This is a genomic window from Mesorhizobium sp. M0514, from assembly GCF_040321145.1.
GTDB lineage: Bacteria > Pseudomonadota > Alphaproteobacteria > Rhizobiales > Rhizobiaceae > Mesorhizobium.
Genome location: NZ_JAMYQZ010000004.1, coordinates 61964 through 83483, shown reverse-complemented (window position 1 = coordinate 83483; position 21520 = coordinate 61964). Strand labels below are relative to the sequence as shown.

Here is a 21520-nt window from a genome sequence, read left to right as displayed (position 1 = left end):
CGACAGGATTCCATGCCTTGGTGTCGAAACCCTCGGAAATCAGCGCCAACGAGATCTCCGTCCTCCTTTGTGGGGAGGGATTAAGGGTGGGGGTAGGTGCCGCGCAAACCCTTCAGGATTTGCTAAACCGTCGCTGGATCCAGCGCCGGCTGCCCCTTGCGGCGGGCGACGATCGCCTTGAAATCGGCGGTCCGGAACGCATCGCGCAACACGTCGAAGGACGGCAGCACGAAATAGGCGCGCTGGAACTTGTCGATCTCGTAGCCGGTGCGCATCACCGTTTCGAGGTCGAAGGGCACGTGGTGCGCGTCCGTGCTCGCGACGGCGAACTGCAATTCGGTGAACGACGACATCAGCCCGGCGCCGAAAGCTTTCCGCTTCTGGCCCTCCTCCTGTATCAGCCCGTATTCGGCGGTGTACCAGTAGAGCCGGGTGATCATCTCGTCACCGCCCAGTGCAATCACGCTCTCGGCCTTTTCGCCATACATCTGCATGAAGTCGGCAAACACCGGCTGTGTCAGGATGGGCACATGGCCGAAGAAGTCGTGGAACATGTCGGGTTCGACGATGTAGTCGAGCTCGTCCTTGGTGCGCAGCCAGTTGGTCACCGGAAAGCGCCGGTTGGCGAGATGGTCGAAGAAGGGCGCGGCCGGGATGAGGCCAGGCACGGCGACGATTTCCCAGCCGGTCAGCTTGCGCAGCTTGTCTGAGACCGCGCCGAAATCCGGGATCTTGTCGAGCAGGCCGAGTGCGGCGATCCCATCGAGATAGGAATGGTGCGCCAGCTTCTGCGTCAGCTTGGTCTGCCGGTCGCACAACGTGCGCCACACCGCCTGTTCGTCGGCGCTGTAGTTGTAGCCCTGCGCCACGGTGAAGTCGGAACGGCACACTGAATAGTCGCCACGCAGGCCTTGCGCCGCGCAATCACGGGCATATTCGGCAACGCTCATCGTCGTCATGGTTCTTCTCCCCTGATCGTGACACTTGAATATGTCCGCAGAGTCTAGCGGCGGCCGGCGAGGCAATTCAGCTTTGATGATGGCTTGGGTCCATGATTTGAGGTAAAAATCACCAAGCAGAAGCTGAAAGAGAGTGAAAATGCCTCAGTTCGACGATTTCGAGATCAAGATGCTGGATGTTCTTCAGCGCGATGGACGCAAGCCCGTGTCCGAACTGGCGCAGGAGATCGGCCTGTCGACGACGCCTTGCGCCCGCCGCTTCGAGGCGCTGCAGGAGGCCGGCATCATCAAGGGCTTTGCCGCCGTGCTCAACCGCCGCGCCGTCGGCCTGATGGTCGAGGTGTTCATCCAGGTGCGCCTCACCAGCCACAGCGACGGTTCGCCCGAAAGCTTCATCGCCGCCGTGCAACGCATGGACGAAGTGTCGTCATGCTGGACGATGACCGGCGACCACGATTTCCTGCTGCACGTCATGGTGCCGTCGGTCGACGAACTCAACGCCTTCGTCATGCACCGCCTGATGCGCCTTGCCGGCGTGCGCGACGTTCACACCCAGCTGGTGCTGCAGAACATCAAGGGCCCGGGCCACGTGCCGCTCGCCCACCTCAGGCGGTAGGACACGCATCGCCATTTCTGCGGAAAAGCTGCACGCAAACTGCTGAACGGAGCCCAAATGCGAAACTGAAACGCCGGCTACGCCATGCGGACCGTCGCTCAAAGGTCCGTCATGAACATCGTGCTGATCAATCCGCCGCACACTGCCATCGGCAGCCGCGTGCCCGATGACCATCTGCCACCGCTCGGCCTGCTGGCACTGGGCGGCCCGCTTATCGACGCCGGCCATAAAGTCCGGCTGGTCGATGCCGAATTCGGGCCAATGCCGTTGGAAACGCTGGTGCGCGATGCGCTCAGCGGCCAGCCCGATTGCATCCTGATCGGCCACTCCGGCTCGACCTCGGCGCATCCCACCGCGCTCGCGATCACCCGCATGGTCAAGGCGCTCGAGCCAGCGACGCTGGTGATCTATGGCGGCGTGTTCCCGACCTATCACTGGCGCGACATATTGGCGGCGAGCGATGTCTTCGACTTCATCGTGCGCGGCGAGGGCGAGGCAACCATCCTTGCCCTGGTCGTGGCACTGGACAATCGCCGGCCGCTGGGCGATGTCGCGGGTATCGCCTATCGCGACGATCTCGGCCGCCCCCTCGCGACGCGGCCGGCCGGGACCACTGCCGATCTGGACGAGTACCGCGTCGGCTGGGAGCTGATCGATCACCGCCGCTACAGCTATTGGGCGGCAAGCGCGCCGTGGTCATGCAGTTTTCGCGGGGCTGCCCGCATCTGTGCAACTATTGCGGCCAGCGCGGTTTCTGGACCCGCTGGCGGCACCGCGACCCCAAGAAATTTGCGCAGGAGATTGCCTGGCTGCACCGGCAGCACGGCGTCGAACTGATCAACCTCGCCGACGAAAACCCGACCGTATCGAAGAAGGTTTGGCGCGCCTTTCTCGATGCGCTGATCGCCGAGAACGTGCCGGTGCTGATCGTCGGCTCGACCCGGGCCGACGACATCCTGCACCTCTATCGCAAGGCCGGCGTCATCCGCTGGCTGCTCGGCATGGAAAACACCGACGAGCAGACGCTTCAACTGATCCGCAAGGGCGGCAGCACCTCATCCGACCGCGAGGCGATCCGGCTGCTCCGCCAGCATGGCATACTGTCCATGGCGACCTGGGTGGCGGGGTTCGAGGATGAGACCTTTCGCGATCTGTGGCGCGGCTTTCGCCAGCTGCTTGCCTATGACCCCGACCAGATCCAGGCGCTCTATGTCACGCCGCACCGCTGGACGCCGTTCTTCCGCATCGCCAAGGACCGCAAGGTGATCCAGACCGATGCCCGGCTGTGGGACTACAAGCACCAGGTGCTGCAGATGACCCGGCTGAAACCGTGGATGCTGTTCTTCTCGGTCAAGCTGATCGAGGTCGCGGTGCAGTCGCGGCCGAAGGCGCTGGCGCGCATTCTCTTCCACCCCGATCCCGAACAGCGCCATTCGATGCGCTGGTACACCCAAATGGGCCGCCGCGTGTGGTTCCGCGAGGTCTGGGGTTTCCTGGCCCGCGACCGCCGCCTCAAGGATGGTCCGACGCTGGCTGAGTTCTGGGGCGCTCCGCAGGATGCCGATGAGGAATCCATGCTCGTCATGCGCCCGTCGCGCAAGCCGGCCGAAGCGGCTGTCGCGATCTCGGCCGGCACCTGACCGGCTCGCTGCCATTCATAGATACGTACCGTATGCGTATTGACATACGCGGCGTATGTACCCACCTCATGCATACGGGACGTATGTGAGTGCCCCGGACAATGGAGTGAAAATGACCAAACGTGACGCGATCTTTCCTGCCGGCAGGCAGGCTCTCTACGAGATCAATCGCTATTCTGCTGCAATCCGATCGGGCGATCTTTTGTTTGTCTCGGGCCAGGTCGGCAGCCGCGAGGACGGGTCGCCCGAACCTGTCTTCGAAAAGCAGGTCCAGCTTGCCTTCGACAATCTCGCGGCAGTGCTGAAAGCAGCGGGCGCCACGTTCGACGATATAGTCGACGTGACCACCTTCCACACCGATCCGGCAACGCAATGGCCCGTGATCGATGCCGTTCGGCTGAAGGTGTTCGGTGAACCGCCCTACACCAATTGGACGGCGGTCGGCGTCAACTGGTTAGCCGGCTTCGACTTCGAGATAAAGGTCATCGCGCGCCTGCCCCAGCCTGCCTAAGGGCTGGCCAGCCGACCAACTGGCCGCCAAGCCAGTTGCCGATCAGGGCACGATTAGCGTGCCGGCGCCGTGTTCGGTGAACAGTTCCAGAAGCACCGCATGCGGCGTCTTGCCGTTGAGGATGACGACGCCTTCGACGCCGCGCTCGATCGCCTCGATGCAGGTCTCGACTTTGGGGATCATGCCGCCCGACACCGTGCCGTCCTTGATCAGCGCCTTGGCTTCGGCCACCGTCAGCTCGTCGATCAGCTTCTTGTTCTTGTCGAGCACGCCGGGCACGTCGGTCAGGAACAAAAGGCGCGTCGCCTGGCAGGCGCCGGCGATGGCGCCGGCGAAGGTGTCGGCATTGATGTTGTAGGTATGGCCATCGCGGCCGGGCGCCACCGGCGCCAGCACCGGGATCATTTCGGAGCGCGCCAGCAGGTCGAGCAGGGTGCGGTCGACTTCGACCGGTTCGCCGACGAAACCGAGATCGAGCACACGCTCGATGTTGGAATCCGGGTCGATCATGGTCTTGCGCGCCTTTTCGGCGAACACCATGTTGCCGTCCTTGCCGCACAGGCCGATCGCCCATTCGCCCTCGGCGTTGATCAGCGCGACGATCTCCTTGTTGATCGAACCGGCCAGCACCATCTCGACGATTTCGACCGTCTTCTGATCCGTGACGCGCAGTCCGCCTTCGAACTTGGATTCGATGCCCATCTTGGCCAGCATGGCGCCGATCTGCGGCCCGCCGCCATGGACGACGATCGGGTTGACGCCGGACTGCTTCAGCAGCGCGATGTCACGGGCGAAAGCCTTGCCGAGCTCGATATCGCCCATGGCATGACCGCCATATTTCACCACCACCGTCTTGTGCTCGTAGCGCTGCATATAGGGCAGGGCCCGCGAGAGCAGGGCGGCCTGCATTTCGGCGGTGGCGGTGATCTCCGTCATCGGCATGGTTCCCTGGATGTGGGTAAGGACGGCGGCGTCTTAGCGGGAATTGGCCCAGGCCGCAAACAGCTTTGCTATCACGATGATGAAATCTGCCGGATCAGGCCGGCACCTTGAGCGGCGCCCGCCGCGTCAGCCACCCGGAAACCTTCTCCATCTGCGCAGCAAGCGACAAAAGCGTCCTGCTCGTCGCCGGGGCGGCCGACGGCCTGGATGCCGAGCGGCAGGCCGGCATCGGTGACATGGACCGGCAGCGCGATCGACGGCTGGCCGCTGACATTCTGGATCGCCGGCCAGTGGTGAACCACAGGCTCTTGTCCATCAATTGCCCAAACAAGGATCTGATCTCCAAGAGACGGGTCAAATGCAATTTGTCGAGCAGGTTTTCGATGAGCTCGTCGGCCCCCTTCGGGTCCATGGCGCCTCAGGCAAGCGGCGGATGCGCAATGATCGGGTTGCCTCGGCGCGCGCGATCGCAGCATCGACAAGGTCTGGCGGCGAGATCTCGCCTCTGTGCAACAGCTCTGCCAAGCCGGTCGCATCGTTCTCCCACAGCATCCGTTCGGCCGACATTGCTGTCCCCCTATCTGCGGGAGGCTAACGACAGCCGATTTCCTTGGCAACCGACCGGCGATTACTGGCGATCGGGCGCGGACATCGATTGCGTGGACAACAAGATTTCTGCCTTTGCAAATAAATCGTGATCGCTTAGCTTGTCCGTATGACGCCGCAGGATATCTCCACCCTGATTGTCCGGACCTCGATGAAGGATCGGACTGCGTTCGATCTGCTTTACCGGCAAACCAGTGCGAAACTTTTCGGCGTGTGCCTTCGTGTATTGAAGGATCGCGGAGATGCGGAAGAAGCGCTGCAAGAGGTCTTCGTCAAAGTGTGGACGAAGGCGGACCGTTTCGCTGTTTCCGATCTAAGCCCAATCTCCTGGCTGGTGGCCATAGCACGCAATCATGCGATTGATCGCATCCGGTCGCGACGCAAGCCCGCTGCCGATATCGATGCCGCGCTCGACGTGGCTGACCCCGGTCCGGGGCCAGAGGCTATGGTTGTTGCGGGCGGTGAATCCGAGCGCATCTATCAGTGCCTTGAAGAGTTGGAACAAGACCGGGCGCAAGCCGTTCGGGGTGCTTATTTGAACGGCGAAAGTTACGCCGAGCTCGCGGAACGTCACAAGGTTCCGCTCAACACGATGCGGACATGGCTGCGCCGCAGCCTGTTGAAACTTAGAGAATGTCTGGAAAGATGACCCTGGCAGAAGAAAATGGACCGGAACGTGGAGGCGACGACCTGCTCGCAGCCGAATACGTTCTCGGCGTGCTGCCGGCGGATGAGCGCCAGATAGCCTCCGGACGCATCGACGCGGAGACCGGCTTTGCCCGTCTCGTCGATTCCTGGGAAGTGAATCTCTCGCCGATGGCTGCCGCTTATGCTGAGGTAGAGCCGCCGGCCACCATCAAGCCGGCTATCGATCGCCGGCTGTTCTCCTCCACCGCGGCATCGACGACGGCCCCGAGCGGCAGCCTGTGGTCCAGCCTTAGCTTCTGGCGCGGCCTCACCGCAGCGGCTCTCGCGGCCCTGGTGCTCTATGTCGCCGTGCCTTACGTCAGGTCGCCGGTCGTCGTGCCGCAGGAGCGCCTCGTCGCCTCGCTGGCTGCCGAAGGCAGCGATGTCAAATACCTCGTCGTCTACGACGCTTCCCGCCGCGATGTCGGCCTGTCGCTGGTTTCGGGCGAACGCGCCGCCGGCAAGGACTTCGAACTGTGGATGATCGAAGGCAAGAATGCGCCGGTCTCGATGGGTGTCATTCCCGCCGGCCAGGTCACGCACATTCCGGTTACCCCGGCAGTGCAGCAGAAGCTGGCGCAAGGCGCCGTGCTTGCCGTCAGCGTCGAGCCGACGGGCGGTTCGACGACCGGACAGCCGACCGGACCGGTCGTTGCCGCGGGCGACCTGAAGGGCATCTGATAAATCGTAAAACCATGACGTCACAATGAAGACAGCGGAAGTACATCTTCCGCTGTTTTCGTTTTGGATACGCTGCTGGAGATTAGAGGTTCGATCTCCGGAGATTAATTCGTCGACAAAATAAAGGAAATTTTTCCCGGCGCGCGGAAACTCAGGCAGTTCTATTTCGTATCTCCTCATGTTCCGAAAGAGGAAACAATAACCCCGAGGAGTTCGAACACTATGCGTAGAATCGCCACCCTTTTGCTCGCCGGTACCATTACCGTCTCCGCCCTCGCCACGGTCGCCTATGCCGAGAATCCGATGGTTGGCGGCGCCGCCATGTTCGCCAACAAGAACATCGTCGAGAACGCCGTCAATTCGAAGGACCACACCACGCTGGTCGCCGCGGTCAAGGCTGCCGGCCTGGTCGAGACACTGCAGGGCGCCGGCCCGTTCACCGTCTTCGCGCCGACCAATGAGGCCTTCGCCGCGCTTCCGGCTGGCACGGTCGAGTCGCTGCTCAAGCCCGAGAACAAGGACAAGCTCACCAAGATCCTGACCTGCCATGTCATCGGCGCCAAGGCGATGGGCGCCGATGTCGCCTCGATGGCCAAGGCCGATGGCGGCACCCACAAGGTCAAGACGGTCGGCGGCTGCGAGCTGTCGCTCAAGGCTGATGGCGGCAAGGTCACCGTGACCGACGAGAACGGCAATGTCGCCAATGTGACGATCGCCGACGTCGAGCAGTCGAACGGCGTCATCCACGTCATCGACAAGGTCCTGCTGCCGAAGATGTAACAAAGCCCCTGCCGCCGACGAACAGGCGGTAAGCTCCTGCAGATTGCGCGGCCCCGCCCCCGTGGGCCGAGCAAACGACCGAGCGCTCCATCCCGTCCGCAATAAGCGCGGAGCCGGTATGGAGCGTTCGTTTGCAGAGGCCCACCGTCGCCGGCTTTTGATTTTGCAGTGCCGGCCAGATCTGGCATAACAACCCGCAGGAGGATTTCTGTCATGAACCGTCGCGACTTGCTTTTGAGTGGCGTCGCCTTTGCGACCGTTGCCGGCGCGGCGGCAACGTTGCGCTTGGGCGGGCCCGCCAAAGCCGCCGAAACCTTCGAGGTCACCAAGACCGACGCCGAATGGCACGCCATCCTGTCTGACGAAGCCTTCAACGTGCTGCGCAAGGAGGGCACCGAATATCCCGGCACCAGCCCGCTGCTCAACGAGCACCGCAAGGGCATTTTCGCCTGCGCCGGCTGCGACCTGCCGGTCTATTCCTCGGAGACCAAGTTCGAATCCGGCACCGGCTGGCCGAGCTTCTGGCAGGAGATTGCCAACGCCGTCGGCAAGACCGAGGACCGTTCGCTCGGCATGACGCGTACCGAGGTCCACTGCCGCCGCTGTGGCGGCCATCTCGGCCATGTCTTCGACGATGGCCCGGCGCCGACCGGCCTGCGCCATTGCATCAACGGCGTGGCGCTCAGCTTCAAGCCGGCCACTGCCTGACCGTTCGGCGTCTTTTAGCGGGATTGGGGATTTGGCGCCGGTGTGACGACCGCCTCCTATCTCTTGAAATGGGGCGAAAACAGTCAACTTCAAGAATTGGCAGACGGCTTTTTATGCGTAGATTCCGCAGCCCTTAACGAGAGGGCCAGAACCTATGCAACGAACTGAAGCACGGGCTCGCGACGGCGAGCCCAAATCGACCGCCAAATCGACCGACGGTGTTGATGCGGACCGGCCGCGAATATCCCATTCCGTGGTGATCGCCGGCGGCGGCCCGACCGGGTTGATGCTGGCCGGCGAGCTTTCCCTGGCCGGCATCGATGTCGCCATCGTCGAGCGGCGCGAGAACCAGGACCTCGCCGGCGCGCGCTCGGGCGGCCTGCATTCGCGCACCATCGAGATCTTCGACCAGCGCGGCATTGCCGATCGGTTCCTGTCGCAAGGCCAGACCGCCCAGGTCGCGGGTTTCGCCGGCGTTTCGCTTGATATCAGCGACTTCCCCACCCGCCACAATTACGGGCTGGCGCTGTGGCAAAAGCACATCGAGCGCATCCTTGCCTGCTGGGTCGATGAACTTGGCGTCACGGTCTACCGTGGCCGCGAGGTGACAGGCTTCGTGCAGGATGCAGGCGGCGTCGATGTCGCGCTGACAGATGGCGGGTCGCTTCGTGCCGATTATCTTGTCGGCTGCGACGGCGGCAGAAGCCTCGTGCGCAAGGCGGGGGGCATAGAGTTCCCCGGTTCCGAGCCGACAACCAGCAATTTGATCGCCGAGATCGAGGTAACAGAAGAGCCGCAATGGGGTATCCACCGCGATGCCATCGGAATTCACGGCCTCAGCAGACTGGAAGACGGTACGGTGCGGGTGCTGGTGACCGAACGCGAGGTCGGGGCCGGCGGCGTGCCCACATTGCATGAGCTCAGCGAGGCGCTCATTGCCGTCTACGGCACCGATTACGGCGTCCACAATCCAACATCGCTGGCCCGCTTCACCGACATGACCCGGCAGGCAGCCTCATACCGCAAGGGGCGGGTGCTGCTGGCAGGCGACGCCGCGCACGTGCATCCACCGGACGGTGGACAGGGGCTGCAGACCGGCGTGCAGGACGCGGTCAATCTGGGCTGGAAGCTCGCCCAGGTGGTCAGGAAAACTGCGCCCGAAAGCCTGCTCGACAGCTACCAGGCAGAGCGCCACCCGATTGCCGCGCGTGTGATGAAAAACACCATGGCGTCGGTCGTGCTCCGTCGCGAAGACGAGCGCACCAAGGCGCTGCGCGATACAGTGTCGGAACTTCTCGGCATGGAAGAGCCGCGCAAGCGTTTTGCCGGCATGTTGTCCGGCCTGGACATCCACTACGATCTTGGCGAGGGGCATCCGCTGCTGGGGCGTCGCATGCCGGATCTCGACCTCGTCACCGCTGCCGGTCCGCTGCCGGTTTTCGCCCTGCTGCATGACGCTCGGCCGCTGCTGCTTAATCTTGGTGAGCCCGGCGCTTTTGGTATCGGCCAGTGGGTGGAGCGGATTCAGCTGGTCGACGCCAGCTACGATGGCGCATGGGAGCTTCCGGTGCTGGGGGCAGTCGAAGCCCCACGCGCAGTGCTGGTCCGGCCTGACGGTTATGTGGCCTGGGTCGGCGGCCCTGAAGCAGCCGGGCTAACCGACTCGCTGACCAAATGGTTTGGGCCGCCTGCCGCAGCATAGCGCGCCGGGTGTTCGACCAAGGAGCTTGACAACGATCGATGCTTAAGCGTGACCCCGGAAATCGGGGGTGATTTCCGGGGTCACACATGAGCGCGCCAGGCGGGGGGTCCGGCGCGCTCAATGGCCTCCGCCGCCGCTGCCCGCGGGCGGCGCCGGCTTGGCGATGACCAGGGTGAAGACCGCCATGGTCGCGAACAGCACGGTCAGCATGGTGAACACATCCATGAACGACAGCAGCGACGCCTGCTGCTGGACCATGCCCGACAGTTTGGAGATCGCCGCCTTGGTGGCGTCGAGGCCGGGAGTCTGCTGGAAGTCGAGCGTCATGTTCTGCAGCTTGGTCTGCGCCGCCGCACTGCCCCATTCCACATGCTCGGCCAGCCTGGCGTAGTGGAAGGCGCTGCGATCGATCAGCACGGTGTTGATGACGGCAAGGCCGACCGCACCGCCGAGGTTGCGGGTCAGGTTGAACAGGCCCGACGCGTTCTTCAGCCGGTCCGGCGGCAAGGTGCCGAGCGCAATGTTGTTGATCGGCACCATGCACAGCATCATCGAGCTGCCGCGCAGGATCTGCGGGATCAGCAATTCCCAGAAATCCCAGTCGGCGGTCAGATGCGTCATCCACCATGTGCCGGCAGCGAAGCCGAACAGCCCGATCATCATCATGATGCGCAAATCCATCTTGCTCGACAGGATGCCGGAAATCGGCGCAGTGACGAACATCGCCAGGCCGCTGACGAACAAGGCTTCGCCGATCATCATGGAATCGTAGCCGCGGATGCGCCCGAGGAACACCGGGTAGAGATAGGTCAGACCGTACAGGCCGATGCCGATGACGAAGGAGAACAGCGAACCGAAGGCGAAATTGACGTTGGTGAAGGCCCTGAGATCGACGATCGGCTCCTCGGCGGTGAAGGCACGCCAGAAGAACAGCGCCGCACCGACAACCATGATGATGGCGCAGATGAACACGGCCTGTTCCTGCAGCCAGTCATGGTTCGGACCTTCCTCGAGCACATATTCCATGCAGCCGAGAAACGCCGCCATGCCGGCAAGGCCCCACCAGTCGAACTTGCTGAACAGGCCGAGATTGGGCTTGTCGAAATCGATCAGGGTCCAGGTCGTGACCGTCACCAGAATGCCTGGAATGACATTGATGAGGAACAGCCAGTGCCACGACATGGCATGGCTGATATAGCCGCCGACGGTCGGGCCGATGGTCGGCGCCAGCGTCGCCACCAGGCCGATCATCGGCGACACCATGGCGCGGCGCGACGGCGGGAAGATGGTGAAGGCGGCGGCGAAAACGCTCGGGATCATGCCGCCGCCGATAAAGCCCTGGATGGCTCGGTAGACGATCATCTGGTCGATGTTGGTGGCGGTCGCGGCCAGCGTGCTGGCCGCCGTGAAGCCGGCCGCGGCGCCTGCAAACAGCACGCGCGTCGACAGCATCCGGCTGAGGAAGCCCGACAGCGGGATCATCACCACTTCGGCGATCAGATAGGCGGTCTGCACCCATGGGATTTCGTCGGAACTGGCGCTGAGGCCGGCCTGGATCTCGGCCAGCGAGGCTGAGACGATCTGGATGTCGAGGATCGCCATGAACATGCCGAACACCATCGCCAGGAAGGCGATGAGGCGGCGCGTCGAGATGGTCGTCGGCACCGCTGGCATGGCCGGCGCCGCTCCTGCTGTTATGGTTGCGGTTGCCATGGCGTTGCTCCCGGCTTTCGCTCAGTTCGCCGCGGCCGGAGCCGTGCGGCTGTCGACGGCGACAACGACGCTCAGGCCGGCGCGCAGCCTGCCTGCCTTCAGCACATCGGCCGGGACGTCGATGCGAACCGGGATGCGCTGCACCACCTTGGTGAAGTTGCCGGTGGCATTTTCCGGCGGCAGGAGCGAGAACACGGCACCCGAAGCCGGCGCCAGCGACGACACCGTGCCTTCGAAATCATGGCCGTCCGTGGCGTCGACCGAGACCCGAACCTTCTCGCCGGGCACCAGCTTGGCCAGCTGCGTCTCCTTGAAGTTGGCAACGATGTAGAGCTTGTCCAGCGGCACCACGACGGCGAGCTTCTGGCCGGGGCTGACGAGGTCGCCCTGCTCGACCGAGCGGTTGCCGACGACGCCGTCATAAGGCGCCTTGAGCACGGTGAAGGACAGATCGCGCGCGGCCTTGTCGCGGTTCAGCCGCAGCGAAGCCAGCGTGCTGGCCGATTCGGCGCGCTGCGCTTCGAACACGCCGATATTGGCCTGTGCGGCTGCAATCTGCGCGTCGGCGCCGACAAGGGCCGCATTGGCCTGGTCGAGAGCGGTCTGGGCATCGTCCAGTTGCGCCTGCGTGCCGACATGCGTCTTGACCAGTTGCGCGGCGCGCTGCTGGGCGCGAGCGGCGTTGTCGGCTGCCGCCTGGTCGGCGACCTTGTGCGCCTGCGCCTGTTGCAGCGAAGCTTGCGCCGCCTTGGTCTGCGCGTCGATACGGTCGAGCGTCTTGGCCAGCGTGGCGATCTGCGCCTCCGCCTGGGCAACGGCTATTCTGTAGTCGCCGTCGTCGATCGTCAGCAGCGGATCGCCGGCCTTGACCTGCTGGTTCTCCGAGACCTTGACTTGATCGACATAGCCGGAAATCTTCGGCGAGACGAACGACATGTCGGCCTGGACATAGGCATCGTCGGTCGAAATCAGGAACCGGCCGTCGGTCCAGTAATTATAGCCATACCAGGCGCCGGCACTGAGCAGAGCGAGGCCGATGATCGGCAGCATCAACGAGCGAGCCGACCGCTTCTTCTTGGCCGGCACCTCGGCCAAAACTTCGGCGGCAGGCTTGATGGGCGCTTCCGGCGCTTCGATAACCGGCGAGACCTTGGCGTTGGGAAAGGGGCGGACTTCGGCGGTGGTTGGCGTGTTCGAGGACATGATATCTCGCTACCGTAGCTACATAAGGAAAATGTGTTATACTGAACCGTTCGGTTCGATGCGAACGTTGACATAGCGCTAAGGCGGGCCCATATCAAGAGCAATCGAACCGCTCGGTTCGAATTATTTCGCGAGGTGTGACTTTAATGGCCGACACGTTACCCGACGTCGAAAATGATCGGTGCGATGTGCTGGATAGTGCGCGTCGCGGCCGCCCGGCGGCGGGCCAGGATCCGGTCAAGCGCAGCCAGATCATTGAGGGCGCGCGGCGCGTGTTCATCGACAAGGGCTTCGAAGCGGCGTCGATGAACGACATTACCCGCGAGGCCGGCGTCTCCAAGGGCACGATCTATGTCTACTTCGCCAACAAGGAAGAGCTGTTCGAGGCGCTGATCGAGGAAGAGCGCGGCACCATCTTCAAGAACATGTACGACATGCTCGACCGCGCCGACGATCTGCGCCAGACGCTGGTGAAATTCGGCAAGGTGCTGTCGATGAAGATCACCTCGGCCAAGGTCATCCAGGCGCAACGCACCGTGATCGGCGCCTCCGACAGGATACCGGACATGGGCGCGCGGTTTTACGAACGTGGCCCCAAACGCGGCCACGACAAGGTGGTCAAGTTCCTCAATGCAGCCATCGAACGCGGCCTGCTCAAGATCGATGATGTCGATCTTGCCGCCTATCAATTCACCGAACTGTGCCTCGCCGGCCTGTTTCGCCAGTGCATCTTCGCCTACCGCACCAAGGCGCCGAGCCAGGATGAAATCGACTACATCGTGCGGTCGGGCGTCAGCCTGTTCCTGAAGTCCTACGGCACCGAAAAGCTTGCCGAGGAAGAAAGCCATCAGATGATCGCGCTCGAGGCGAAGTCCAAGGCAAAGGCCTAGTTAGCCAAAGGTCTTTTTTCGCAACTCCGGACGGAAAACCGCTTCACACTTTTCCCGGAGTTGCTTTTAACCGCCATTGGCCGCCAGCACGATCGCCGCGCGCAGTTCGTCCAGACCCTCGCCCTTTTCCGACGACGTGGCGAGCACGAACGGAAACGCCGCCGGTCGCTTCTTGATCTTCAGTAATGTCTCTTCGATCAGCCGCGGCACGCCGGCGGCCTTGATCTTGTCGGTCTTGGTCAGCACGATCTGGTAGGACACCGCCGCCTTGTCGAGCAGTGACAGCACCTCGTCGTCCTTGGCTTTGATGCCATGCCGGGAATCGATCAGCACATAGACTCGCTTCAGCGTCACGCGGCCCTTGAGATAATCGAAGACCAGCTTGGTCCAATCGTCGACTTTTTCCTTCGGCGCGCTGGCATAGCCGTAGCCCGGCATGTCGACCAGCGCCATTGGCGGCAAGTCGGTGCCTTCGCCGGAAAACCCGCCCGGCACGAAATAGTTGAGCTCCTGCGTGCGCCCCGGCGTGTTGGAGGTGCGCGCCAGCCCGTTATGGCCGACGAGCGCATTGATCAGCGACGACTTGCCGACATTGGAGCGGCCGGCAAAGGCGATCTCAGGCGGCCCCTCCGGCGGCAGGAACTTCATCGCCGGCACGCCGCGGATGAAGATCCACCCCTTGGTGAACAGGTCGGTGCCGATGACGGTGTTGCCCAGCGCGTTCAAATCGCTGCCTCCAGCCTGGAAATATCGGCGCCTCGGATGGCGTTGAGGTTGCGGCCGATCTTGTCCACCGGCCAATTCCACCACGCCACAGCCAGCAACCGCCGCACCGTCCTGTCGTCGAAACGCATCTTCACCACCTTTGCCGCATTGCCGGCGACGATCGCATAGGCCGGCACGTCATGCGTCACCACCGATTTCGCCGCCACGATGGCGCCATTGCCGACCGACACGCCGGGCATGATCACCGCATCCATGCCGATCCATACATCATTGCCGACCACCGTGTCGCCGCGCACTTCCTGTGACCACGTCTTCGGGTCGAAGCCTTGCTCCCAGCCATGGCCGAAAATGTTGAACGGATAGGTGGAAAAGCCGGACATGGCATGGTTGGCGCCGTTCATGATGAAGCGCGCGCCCTCCGCGATGGCGCAGAACTTGCCGATGATCAGCTTGTCGCCGATGAAGGGATAATGATGCAGCACGCATCGCTCGGCGAATTTGTCCGGTCCGTCCGGATCGTCATAATAGGTGAAGTCGCCGATCTCGATATTCGGCGCGGTGACCAGGGGCTTCAGGAAGCCGACGCGGGTGTGCATCGGGATCGGGTGCTTGATGTCTGGGTTGGGTCCGTCCATGGCGAGATCCGTCGAGAGTGGCGCAAATTAAAGCCGCCATTCTAGATGGCGTGATCCGCCCTATAGCACCAATCGCCCGATGAGCGAGCCCTGCTGGGCTTCGATGTTCAGTTCGTGCCGCGGCAGATCACGATCAGGTCGACCGCAGCGCAGTCGCCTAAGGCGCCCTGAAACGAAAAACGGGGCCCTGCGAAGGACAAGCAGGACCCCGTGGTGGCGAAGACGGCTTCAAAAGAATGGCACCTCGCCGTGAGGTGGGGAAGGCAGACCGAGAAAGCCCGTCGCAGCCCGCCGTCATTCGCCGTTGCCTAAAACCGTTACTTCGGCAACAGCACCTTGTTGACGACGTGGATGACGCCGTTCGACTGGTTGACGTCGGCGACCGTTACCTTGGCGGCGCCGCCGGATTCGTCGACGATATAAAGCGCGCCTTTTTTTACCTCGGCGATCAGCGTGTCGCCGCTGACGGTCTTCATTTCATACTTGCCACCCATCGCCTTGGCCTTGGTCATCATATCCTTGGCGGAGATCTTGCCGGCCACGACATGGGCGGTCAGGATCTTGGCCAGCTTGTCCTTATTTTCGGGCTTCACCAGCGTGGCGACGGTGCCGGCCGGCAGTTTCTTGAAGGCGGAATCGGTCGGCGCAAACACCGTGAAGGGTCCCGCGCTTTCCAGCGTGTCGACCAGGCCGGCGGCCTTGACGGCGGCAACCAGCGTCTTGTGGATCGGCGAGTTGAGGGCGTTCTCGACGATGTTCTTCGAGGTCAGCATCGCAGCGCCGCCAACGGCGGGATTGGCGAGCGTATAGGCCGTCGTAGCTGCGAGGCCCGATAGAGCCAGGCCGGCGGAAAAGCAGAATGCCTTGAGGATGGACTTTGCCATTGGAGAACCCTTCTGGTGCGACAATTGTTGATTCGATTGTCGGGAAGAGTTACGCGGCGATTGCGGGAAAGTTTCGGTGCAGAGTAAAAAACGATAATGATAACAAATACTTATAGGCGAATGCCCATTCCACGCGCCGCATCCCCGCGATGGACATGACGGGGTCACGGATCAAAAACAGCGGTCTTCGGATTAGAGCTGATCGGTGTTGATCGGCCTTGGCGGTACAAGCAGCAGCCACGCCGGTTGCACGCCGCAAGTTTCGCGCCTCACGGGAACGTGATGCGCGCCTCGTCCACAAAAACCCCGGACGAGCCGGGGCTTTGATTGCCACGCTGTTTATTCAGCTGGCGAGGGTTTCTTTCGGAACAATGCCGTCAGATTGTCCCATAATTCGATCTTGGCGCCCTGGCGCTTCATGATCACGCCTTGCTGCAGGATCGACAGCGTGTTGTTCCAGGCCCAGTAGATGACGAGGCCGGCCGGGAAGCTGCCCATCATGAAGGTGAAGATCACCGGCATCCAGGTAAAGATCTGCGCCTGCGTCGGATCCGGCGGCGTCGGGTTCATGCGCATCTGCAGGAACATGGTGATGCCCATGACCACCGCCCAGGCGCCCATATGCGGCAGGAAGGCCGGTGGCGCGAAGGGCAGCAGGCCGAACAGGTTGAAGACCGAGGTCGGATCGGGCGCCGCCAGATCCTGGACCCAGCCGAAGAACGGCGCGTGCCGCATCTCGATGGTGATGTAGAGCACCTTGTAGAGCGAGAAGAACACCGGGATCTGCAGCGCCACCGGCCAGCAGCCGGCGAGCGGATTGATCTTCTCGGTCTTGTACAGCTCCATCATCGCCTGTTGCTGCTTCATCTTGTCGTCCGCGTATTTCTCGCGGATCTCGAGCATCTTGGGCTGCACCTTCTTCATGTTCGCCATCGACGCATAGGATTTGTTGGCGAGCGGGAAGAAGAGGGTTTTGACGACGACGGTGGTGGCAAGGATGGCCAGACCGAAATTGCCGAAGAATTTGTACAGCGTGTCGATCAGGTAGAACATCGGCTTGGTGATCCAGATGAACCATCCCCAATCGATCAGCCGGTCGAACAGCCTGATCTGGCGGTCCTGGGCGTAGGCGTTGATCTTGTTGACTTCCTTGGCGCCGGCGAAGATCTCGGTCTCGACCGTCGCCGACTGGCCGGCGGCAATGGTGATCGGGTCGGTGAGGAAGTCCGACTGGTAGCGCGGGCGGCCATTGTCGTAATAGGCATAGTGCGGCTGGAACGGCTGCTTCTCGGTCGGCACCAGGGTAACCGCCCAATATTTGTCGGTGATGCCAAGCCAGCCATCGGTCGATTTGCTCGGCGTATAGAGCTTGTTCTTCTCGATGTCGGCGTATTTGTGCTCCTGCAGGCCTTCGGTTCCCGTGACGCCGATCAGGCCTTCATGCAGCACATAGGAGCTGGCGACGGCCGGCTTGTCGAAACGGATGACGCGGCCGTAATTGGACAGCGTGACGGGGGTCGAGGCTGAATTCTGCACCGCATCGGAAACGGTGAACATGTAGTCGCCGTCGACGGAGATCGTGCGCTTGAAGGTCAGGCCCTTGTCGTTGGTGAAGGTCAGCGTCACTGGCGTCGCCGGCGTCAGCGTCGCATTGCCGTCGACGCTCCAGACCGTTTCCGGGCCCGGCACCGTGCCGGTCGTGTCGCTGCCGACAAAGCCGATCTCGGCATAATAGCCGGTGGGCAGCGCCTGCGGATTGAGCAGCTGGATCTGCGGCGATGTCTTGTCGACCGTCTCGGTGTAGTGCTTGAGCTTTAGGTCGTCGAGACGCGCGCCGGCCAGGTTGATCGAGCCCGACAGGCTCGGCGTGTCGATGTTGACGCGGGCCGTCTTGGCCACTTCCTGCGCGCGGCCTTCCGGCGTCGTGACATAGGTGCCGGGCGCGTTTGGAATGGCGCCGGGCGCTGCGGGCGCCGGCGTGCCGCCGGGGTTGGCGGCCTCGGCCGCCTTCTTCTGCTCCGCCGCCCGCTGCTCTTCGATGCGGGCCGCCTCGCGCTGCTGTTCGCTGCGCGGCAGCACATAGAAATATTGCCACAGCCCGAGGATCAGCACCGACAAGACGATGGTGATGTAGAAGTTCCGGTTGTTTTCCATCGAAAGCCCTTGGCCTATCGTGTTCCGCTGAGACGGCGGGAGAGTTCGGCCTTCAACTGGCCGAACGGAATGGTGAGCACGTCTTCACGCCCGACGATGACATAGTCATTGCCGGGCGCCATGTCACTTGCGGCATGGGTGCGCACGGCTTCTTTCAGCCGCCGCCTGACGCGGTTGCGGACAACCGCATTGCCGACCTTCTTGGTGACGGTGAAGCCGACGCGCGGCGGCAGGCCGTCATTGCGGTCGAGAACTTCGACGAGAAAAAGCCGCCCGCGCCGCTTTTCACCGCGGCGGACGGCCAGGAATTCCGCACGTTTCAGAAGCCGCTTGGGGTTTGGTCCCACTGGCTTGCCGGTTGCGGGCAACGATCTCGTCTTCCGTTCAGGCGCTGAGCCGCTTGCGGCCGCGGTTGCGGCGAGCTGCGACGACGCCGCGACCACCCTTGGTGGCCATGCGAGCACGGAAACCGTGCCGGCGTTTGCGGACGAGTTTGGACGGTTGGTAGGTACGCTTCATTTGTTTTAATACCGCGGGGTGCGGCCCTTCTTGATTCTGTCACTGTGTAACAGGAGCTTTGCCGGGCCGGCATTGGCGCGATCGAAACCGCGCCGGGACGAATGGCCCGAGCGTGAGCGGCTTATAGAAAGAAGGGTTTTGGGAGTCAATCCAGCGCGAACTATGAGTTCGTCGCAGCGCGAACACCCAGTTCGAGGCGGTCTTTTATTGCTGGCACCATCGTCCAACGAAGGATGAAATTGGCAAAAAAGCCGCAATCGCCTAATCTCAACCGATCAAGCGTTTGTGAAGACAGGCCTTAATGAGCGAAGTTGCATCAGCGGATGAAGGGAGCGGCCCGGCGACAGCCGATGCCAGCCCGGCGACCGTTCGCCCGGTTGCGAGCCGTTCGGTGCCCAATCGTTCAGTGCCCTTGGCGCGCGGCCTGTCGACCAAGCTGCTCTTGCTCACCATTGTCTTCGTGCTCCTGGCCGAAGTCCTCATTTTCCTGCCCTGGATCGCCAGCTACCGCCTGGCCTGGCTGAAGGAGCGGCTAAGCACCGCTGCCGCGGTGTCGATCGTGCTGGTGCAGGGCGAGCCCAATTCGCTCTCCCGCGCCGCCCAGAACGACGTGCTGATGGCAATCGGCGCCAAGGCGATCGCGGTGCGCGACGGCGGCGTGTCGCGCCTGCTGGTGGTGGCCGAGATGCCGCCGCAGGTCGACGAGCATATCGATATCGCCAATGTCGGCATGATCAAGGGCATGACCGGGGCGCTGGATACGCTGTTCTTCGGCGGCAAGCGCATGCTCAGGGTGTTCGGCCCGGTCGGCGACAGCGACAAGGAATTCGAGCTGATCATGCCCGACTATTCCCTGCGCAACGCCATGCTGCGCTATTCGCGCAACGTCGCCTTCGTCTCGCTGCTGATCTCGCTGTTCACCGCAATGCTGGTCTATGCCGCGATCGACCTGATCATGATCGGCCCGATCCGCACCATGACGCGCTCGATGCTGTCCTTTTCCGAGGCGCCCGACGATCCAGGGCGCATCATCCACCCGGCCGCCCGTGCCGACGAGATCGGCGTTGCCGAGCGCGAACTGTCGCAGATGCAGGAACGGCTGCAAAAGATGCTGTCGGAGCAGAAGCACCTTGCCGACCTTGGCCTCGCCGTCTCCAAGATCAACCACGACATGCGCAACATCCTGGCCTCGGCGCAGCTGATGTCGGACCGCTTGCGCCTGGTCAAGGACCCGACGGTGCAGGCCTTCGCGCCAAAGCTGTTGCGCGCGCTCGACCGAGCCGTTTCCTATTCCGAAGGCGTGCTCCACTATGGTCGCACGCAGGAGCCGGCGCCCTCACGCCGCCGCTTGCGGCTGCGCCAGCTGGTCGACGACGTCCACGGCCTGCTCGACATCGAGGACGGCATCGAGTTCGTCAATGCCGTCGAGCTCGCTTTCGAGGTCGATGCCGATTCCGACCAGCTGTTTCGCGTGCTCACCAATCTGTGCCGCAATGCGGTGCAGGCGATGGCGGCCGACGCCGAGAGCGCGCTGGTGCGCCGGCTCGCCGTATCGGCCGAGCGCATAGGCAGCGTAAGCCGCATCATTGTCACCGACACCGGTCCCGGCCTGCCGGCGAAGGCGCGAGAAAACCTGTTCGCGGCGTTTCGCGGCTCGGCCCGCAGCGGCGGCACCGGCCTTGGCCTGGCCATCGCGCACGAACTGATCCGCGCCCATGGCGGCACGGTGGAGCTGGTCGAATCGATCGGCGGCCGCACCACCTTCGCCGTCACCATCCCCGACCAGCCGGTCCGCCTCGACCAGGCCCGCAACGGCCTGCGCCGCCCTGCCTGAGCTGTATTTAATATTCAGCCGAAGCCGGACTGAGCTGAATCTCAGCACCCCTTGATCGGCACCGTCGAAAGCAGCTGCGACAAAACTTTTGCCGGATTGGCTTGCTTTTCGGAAATTCAGTCGCTAGGGAACACGTCTTGTCGCGGCCGGTCGTCAGGATCGGTTAGCGGGGCTATGTAAAGCATGGCCTGTTGCGCGCCCGTAGCTCAGCTGGATAGAGCACCAGACTACGAATCTGGGGGTCAGGAGTTCGAATCTCTTCGGGCGCGCCATTCCCGCCGAAACTGTGATTTCCTGCGATCCGCTAGCCGGTCTTGGGCTCGCATATGAAGAGCATGTTGCTGAGCACCGCCTCATTCGAGTACTGGAGAACTGGACGCCGCCTATTCCGGGCTTCTTCATTTATTACCCCAGTCGTCAGCCTGACTGCGCTATAAACGCGCTGCGATGTTCTTGAAATGGTCCGGTACGCGGCGACTGTTATCTGGGCGCGGCGACGCGGAACGCTCGCTCGCGCCGCCGCGCAGCAGGCTCACTTTTATTCCGCTTTCCCGGATCAGGGCCCAATAGGCCTCGCCCCAGCCAGATACCGCTCATTGTGAAACGGCTCGGCGTGGGTGCTGTCCGGGCTCCACATGTGGCGGTGGGTCTCGGTAAGATTGCCGAGATAGACATGCAGGGCGCCTGAGCGGGCGTTGCCGGTGTTGGCGACCGCGTGCACAGTATCAGGGGTCATGTGCACCACCGCGGGCGCCGCGACGTCGTGGCGTTCCGGCGCATCGATCTCGCTGCCGTCGACGGGATAGATGAAGTTGGTCTCGCTGCCCTTGTAGATGCCGATCAGCGCATCCATCAGATGGTTGTGCGGCGGGTACTGCAGGCCGGGCGACAGCGTGATGTGGTAGATGGTCAAGTCAGGGCTGGCGTGCAGCAGCACCTCATCGTCGTCTTCCTCATGCGCGAGCACGCCTGATGCATGGAAGCGATCGGTGTGTTCGCGCAGCACCGCCTTGACCCGTTCGAAGACATGAGCACCACCTTTGGCTGCGTTGACGATATCGGCGGTTACGGCGTAAAGAGGCGAGTTGGCGGCAAGAGACATTTGTCGTCATCTCCATTGGGAAGCTCAA

Annotated in this window: 21 protein-coding genes, 1 tRNA gene and 2 pseudogenes; 12 read left to right on the top strand and 12 right to left on the bottom strand. The window is 62.7% G+C overall.

Features of this window, described 5'->3' with window-relative positions; genetic code table 11:
- Nucleotides 1-122: 122 nt before the first annotated feature.
- Nucleotides 123-959, bottom strand: a complete 837-nt coding sequence (gene phhA, locus NKI61_RS03050) for a phenylalanine 4-monooxygenase (RefSeq protein ID WP_023741310.1) — start codon at nucleotides 957-959, stop codon at nucleotides 123-125.
- A gap of 139 nt (nucleotides 960-1098) precedes the next feature.
- Between phhA and NKI61_RS03045 the strand changes: the two genes are divergently transcribed.
- From NKI61_RS03045 to NKI61_RS03035, 3 genes and pseudogenes are all read left to right on the top strand, one after another.
- On the top strand, nucleotides 1099-1575 hold the full coding sequence (locus tag NKI61_RS03045; protein ID WP_023732755.1) for an Lrp/AsnC family transcriptional regulator: 477 nt from the start codon (nucleotides 1099-1101) through the stop codon (nucleotides 1573-1575).
- 111 nt (nucleotides 1576-1686) lie between these two features.
- Nucleotides 1687-3215 (top strand): annotated as a pseudogene (gene bchE, locus NKI61_RS03040) (magnesium-protoporphyrin IX monomethyl ester anaerobic oxidative cyclase).
- 112 nt (nucleotides 3216-3327) lie between these two features.
- Nucleotides 3328-3726, top strand: coding sequence for a RidA family protein (locus NKI61_RS03035; protein WP_023687463.1), 399 nt, complete (start codon nucleotides 3328-3330; stop codon nucleotides 3724-3726).
- Nucleotides 3727-3768: 42 nt separating this feature from the next.
- Here the strand turns inward: NKI61_RS03035 and argB are convergent, their stop codons facing one another.
- Nucleotides 3769-4662: an acetylglutamate kinase gene (gene argB, locus NKI61_RS03030; protein ID WP_013528489.1), complete on the bottom strand. Its 894-nt coding sequence runs from the start codon at nucleotides 4660-4662 to the stop codon at nucleotides 3769-3771.
- Between the two features lie 77 nt (nucleotides 4663-4739).
- Nucleotides 4740-4970, bottom strand: coding sequence for an amidase family protein (locus NKI61_RS03025; RefSeq protein WP_023696030.1), 231 nt, complete (start codon nucleotides 4968-4970; stop codon nucleotides 4740-4742).
- A 413-nt stretch (nucleotides 4971-5383) separates the two neighbouring features.
- Between NKI61_RS03025 and NKI61_RS03020 the strand changes: the two genes are divergently transcribed.
- The 5 genes from NKI61_RS03020 to NKI61_RS03000 all read left to right on the top strand — a co-directional run bounded on the left by NKI61_RS03020 (nucleotide 5384) and on the right by NKI61_RS03000 (nucleotide 9832).
- Nucleotides 5384-5923, top strand: a complete 540-nt coding sequence (locus tag NKI61_RS03020; protein WP_023673234.1) for a sigma-70 family RNA polymerase sigma factor — start codon at nucleotides 5384-5386, stop codon at nucleotides 5921-5923.
- Nucleotides 5920-6642 (top strand): anti-sigma factor, encoded by a 723-nt coding sequence (locus NKI61_RS03015; RefSeq protein ID WP_023673235.1) that lies wholly within the window; start codon nucleotides 5920-5922, stop codon nucleotides 6640-6642. Before NKI61_RS03020 ends, NKI61_RS03015 begins: the two co-directional genes overlap by 4 nt.
- Nucleotides 6643-6864: 222 nt before the next feature.
- Nucleotides 6865-7422, top strand: a complete 558-nt coding sequence (locus tag NKI61_RS03010; protein ID WP_023696028.1) for a fasciclin domain-containing protein — start codon at nucleotides 6865-6867, stop codon at nucleotides 7420-7422.
- Between the two features lie 213 nt (nucleotides 7423-7635).
- Nucleotides 7636-8130 carry a peptide-methionine (R)-S-oxide reductase MsrB gene (gene msrB, locus NKI61_RS03005; RefSeq protein WP_023696027.1) on the top strand — a complete coding sequence of 165 codons (495 nt, stop codon included), beginning with the start codon at nucleotides 7636-7638 and terminating at the stop codon, nucleotides 8128-8130.
- A 154-nt stretch (nucleotides 8131-8284) separates the two neighbouring features.
- The gene (locus NKI61_RS03000) at nucleotides 8285-9832 is read left to right on the top strand and encodes an FAD-dependent monooxygenase (protein WP_352838820.1); all 1548 of its coding nucleotides are present in this window, start codon (nucleotides 8285-8287) and stop codon (nucleotides 9830-9832) included.
- A gap of 117 nt (nucleotides 9833-9949) precedes the next feature.
- Here NKI61_RS03000 and NKI61_RS02995 read toward each other — a convergent pair whose 3' ends face one another.
- On the bottom strand, nucleotides 9950-11545 hold the full coding sequence (locus NKI61_RS02995; protein WP_352838819.1) for a DHA2 family efflux MFS transporter permease subunit: 1596 nt from the start codon (nucleotides 11543-11545) through the stop codon (nucleotides 9950-9952).
- 21 nt (nucleotides 11546-11566) lie between these two features.
- Nucleotides 11567-12748: an HlyD family secretion protein gene (locus NKI61_RS02990; protein WP_023710412.1), complete on the bottom strand. Its 1182-nt coding sequence runs from the start codon at nucleotides 12746-12748 to the stop codon at nucleotides 11567-11569.
- 146 nt (nucleotides 12749-12894) lie between these two features.
- On the opposite strand from NKI61_RS02990, the gene NKI61_RS02985 reads away from it, so the two are divergent.
- On the top strand, nucleotides 12895-13638 hold the full coding sequence (locus NKI61_RS02985; RefSeq protein WP_352838818.1) for a TetR/AcrR family transcriptional regulator: 744 nt from the start codon (nucleotides 12895-12897) through the stop codon (nucleotides 13636-13638).
- Between the two features lie 66 nt (nucleotides 13639-13704).
- Here NKI61_RS02985 and yihA read toward each other — a convergent pair whose 3' ends face one another.
- From yihA to rpmH, 6 genes are all read right to left on the bottom strand, one after another.
- Nucleotides 13705-14364: a ribosome biogenesis GTP-binding protein YihA/YsxC gene (gene yihA / locus NKI61_RS02980; RefSeq protein ID WP_023696022.1), complete on the bottom strand. Its 660-nt coding sequence runs from the start codon at nucleotides 14362-14364 to the stop codon at nucleotides 13705-13707.
- On the bottom strand, nucleotides 14361-14999 hold the full coding sequence (locus NKI61_RS02975) for a CatB-related O-acetyltransferase (RefSeq protein ID WP_352498461.1): 639 nt from the start codon (nucleotides 14997-14999) through the stop codon (nucleotides 14361-14363). Before NKI61_RS02975 ends, yihA begins: the two co-directional genes overlap by 4 nt.
- 317 nt (nucleotides 15000-15316) lie before the next feature.
- Entirely contained in the window at nucleotides 15317-15883 is a 567-nt protein-coding gene (locus NKI61_RS02970) for a fasciclin domain-containing protein (RefSeq protein WP_352519059.1), read from the bottom strand.
- A gap of 339 nt (nucleotides 15884-16222) precedes the next feature.
- Nucleotides 16223-18037 (bottom strand): membrane protein insertase YidC, encoded by a 1815-nt coding sequence (gene yidC / locus NKI61_RS02965; protein ID WP_352838817.1) that lies wholly within the window; start codon nucleotides 18035-18037, stop codon nucleotides 16223-16225.
- A gap of 14 nt (nucleotides 18038-18051) precedes the next feature.
- A complete protein-coding gene (rnpA, locus tag NKI61_RS02960) occupies nucleotides 18052-18405 on the bottom strand; it encodes a ribonuclease P protein component (protein ID WP_023672264.1) in 354 nt (117 codons plus the stop codon).
- Between the two features lie 16 nt (nucleotides 18406-18421).
- Nucleotides 18422-18556 carry a 50S ribosomal protein L34 gene (rpmH, locus tag NKI61_RS02955; protein ID WP_008833937.1) on the bottom strand — a complete coding sequence of 45 codons (135 nt, stop codon included), beginning with the start codon at nucleotides 18554-18556 and terminating at the stop codon, nucleotides 18422-18424.
- Nucleotides 18557-18857: 301 nt separating this feature from the next.
- On the opposite strand from rpmH, the gene NKI61_RS02950 reads away from it, so the two are divergent.
- From NKI61_RS02950 to NKI61_RS02940, 3 genes and pseudogenes are all read left to right on the top strand, one after another.
- Nucleotides 18858-20390, top strand: coding sequence for an ATP-binding protein (locus tag NKI61_RS02950; RefSeq protein ID WP_023672265.1), 1533 nt, complete (start codon nucleotides 18858-18860; stop codon nucleotides 20388-20390).
- Nucleotides 20391-20585: 195 nt separating this feature from the next.
- Nucleotides 20586-20662, top strand: a tRNA-Arg gene (locus NKI61_RS02945).
- A gap of 32 nt (nucleotides 20663-20694) precedes the next feature.
- A pseudogene (locus NKI61_RS02940) lies at nucleotides 20695-20847 on the top strand (LysR family transcriptional regulator); the annotation flags it as partial.
- A 99-nt stretch (nucleotides 20848-20946) separates the two neighbouring features.
- Here NKI61_RS02940 and NKI61_RS02935 read toward each other — a convergent pair.
- Nucleotides 20947-21492, bottom strand: a complete 546-nt coding sequence (locus NKI61_RS02935) for an autotransporter (RefSeq protein ID WP_352838816.1) — start codon at nucleotides 21490-21492, stop codon at nucleotides 20947-20949.
- Between the last annotated feature and the right edge of the window lie 28 nt (nucleotides 21493-21520).

Coding starts and splice junctions, on each gene's coding strand:
- phhA (WP_023741310.1), bottom strand. CDS start 959: ATGACGACGATGAGCGTTGCCGAATATGCCCGTGATTGCGCGGCGCAA.
- NKI61_RS03045 (WP_023732755.1), top strand. CDS start 1,099: ATGCCTCAGTTCGACGATTTCGAGATCAAGATGCTGGATGTTCTTCAG.
- NKI61_RS03035 (WP_023687463.1), top strand. CDS start 3,328: ATGACCAAACGTGACGCGATCTTTCCTGCCGGCAGGCAGGCTCTCTAC.
- argB (WP_013528489.1), bottom strand. CDS start 4,662: ATGACGGAGATCACCGCCACCGCCGAAATGCAGGCCGCCCTGCTCTCG.
- NKI61_RS03020 (WP_023673234.1), top strand. CDS start 5,384: ATGACGCCGCAGGATATCTCCACCCTGATTGTCCGGACCTCGATGAAG.
- NKI61_RS03015 (WP_023673235.1), top strand. CDS start 5,920: ATGACCCTGGCAGAAGAAAATGGACCGGAACGTGGAGGCGACGACCTG.
- NKI61_RS03010 (WP_023696028.1), top strand. CDS start 6,865: ATGCGTAGAATCGCCACCCTTTTGCTCGCCGGTACCATTACCGTCTCC.
- msrB (WP_023696027.1), top strand. CDS start 7,636: ATGAACCGTCGCGACTTGCTTTTGAGTGGCGTCGCCTTTGCGACCGTT.
- NKI61_RS03000 (WP_352838820.1), top strand. CDS start 8,285: ATGCAACGAACTGAAGCACGGGCTCGCGACGGCGAGCCCAAATCGACC.
- NKI61_RS02995 (WP_352838819.1), bottom strand. CDS start 11,545: ATGGCAACCGCAACCATAACAGCAGGAGCGGCGCCGGCCATGCCAGCG.
- NKI61_RS02990 (WP_023710412.1), bottom strand. CDS start 12,748: ATGTCCTCGAACACGCCAACCACCGCCGAAGTCCGCCCCTTTCCCAAC.
- NKI61_RS02985 (WP_352838818.1), top strand. CDS start 12,895: ATGGCCGACACGTTACCCGACGTCGAAAATGATCGGTGCGATGTGCTG.
- NKI61_RS02975 (WP_352498461.1), bottom strand. CDS start 14,999: ATGGACGGACCCAACCCAGACATCAAGCACCCGATCCCGATGCACACC.
- NKI61_RS02970 (WP_352519059.1), bottom strand. CDS start 15,883: ATGGCAAAGTCCATCCTCAAGGCATTCTGCTTTTCCGCCGGCCTGGCT.
- yidC (WP_352838817.1), bottom strand. CDS start 18,037: ATGGAAAACAACCGGAACTTCTACATCACCATCGTCTTGTCGGTGCTG.
- rpmH (WP_008833937.1), bottom strand. CDS start 18,556: ATGAAGCGTACCTACCAACCGTCCAAACTCGTCCGCAAACGCCGGCAC.
- NKI61_RS02950 (WP_023672265.1), top strand. CDS start 18,858: ATGAGCGAAGTTGCATCAGCGGATGAAGGGAGCGGCCCGGCGACAGCC.
- NKI61_RS02935 (WP_352838816.1), bottom strand. CDS start 21,492: ATGTCTCTTGCCGCCAACTCGCCTCTTTACGCCGTAACCGCCGATATC.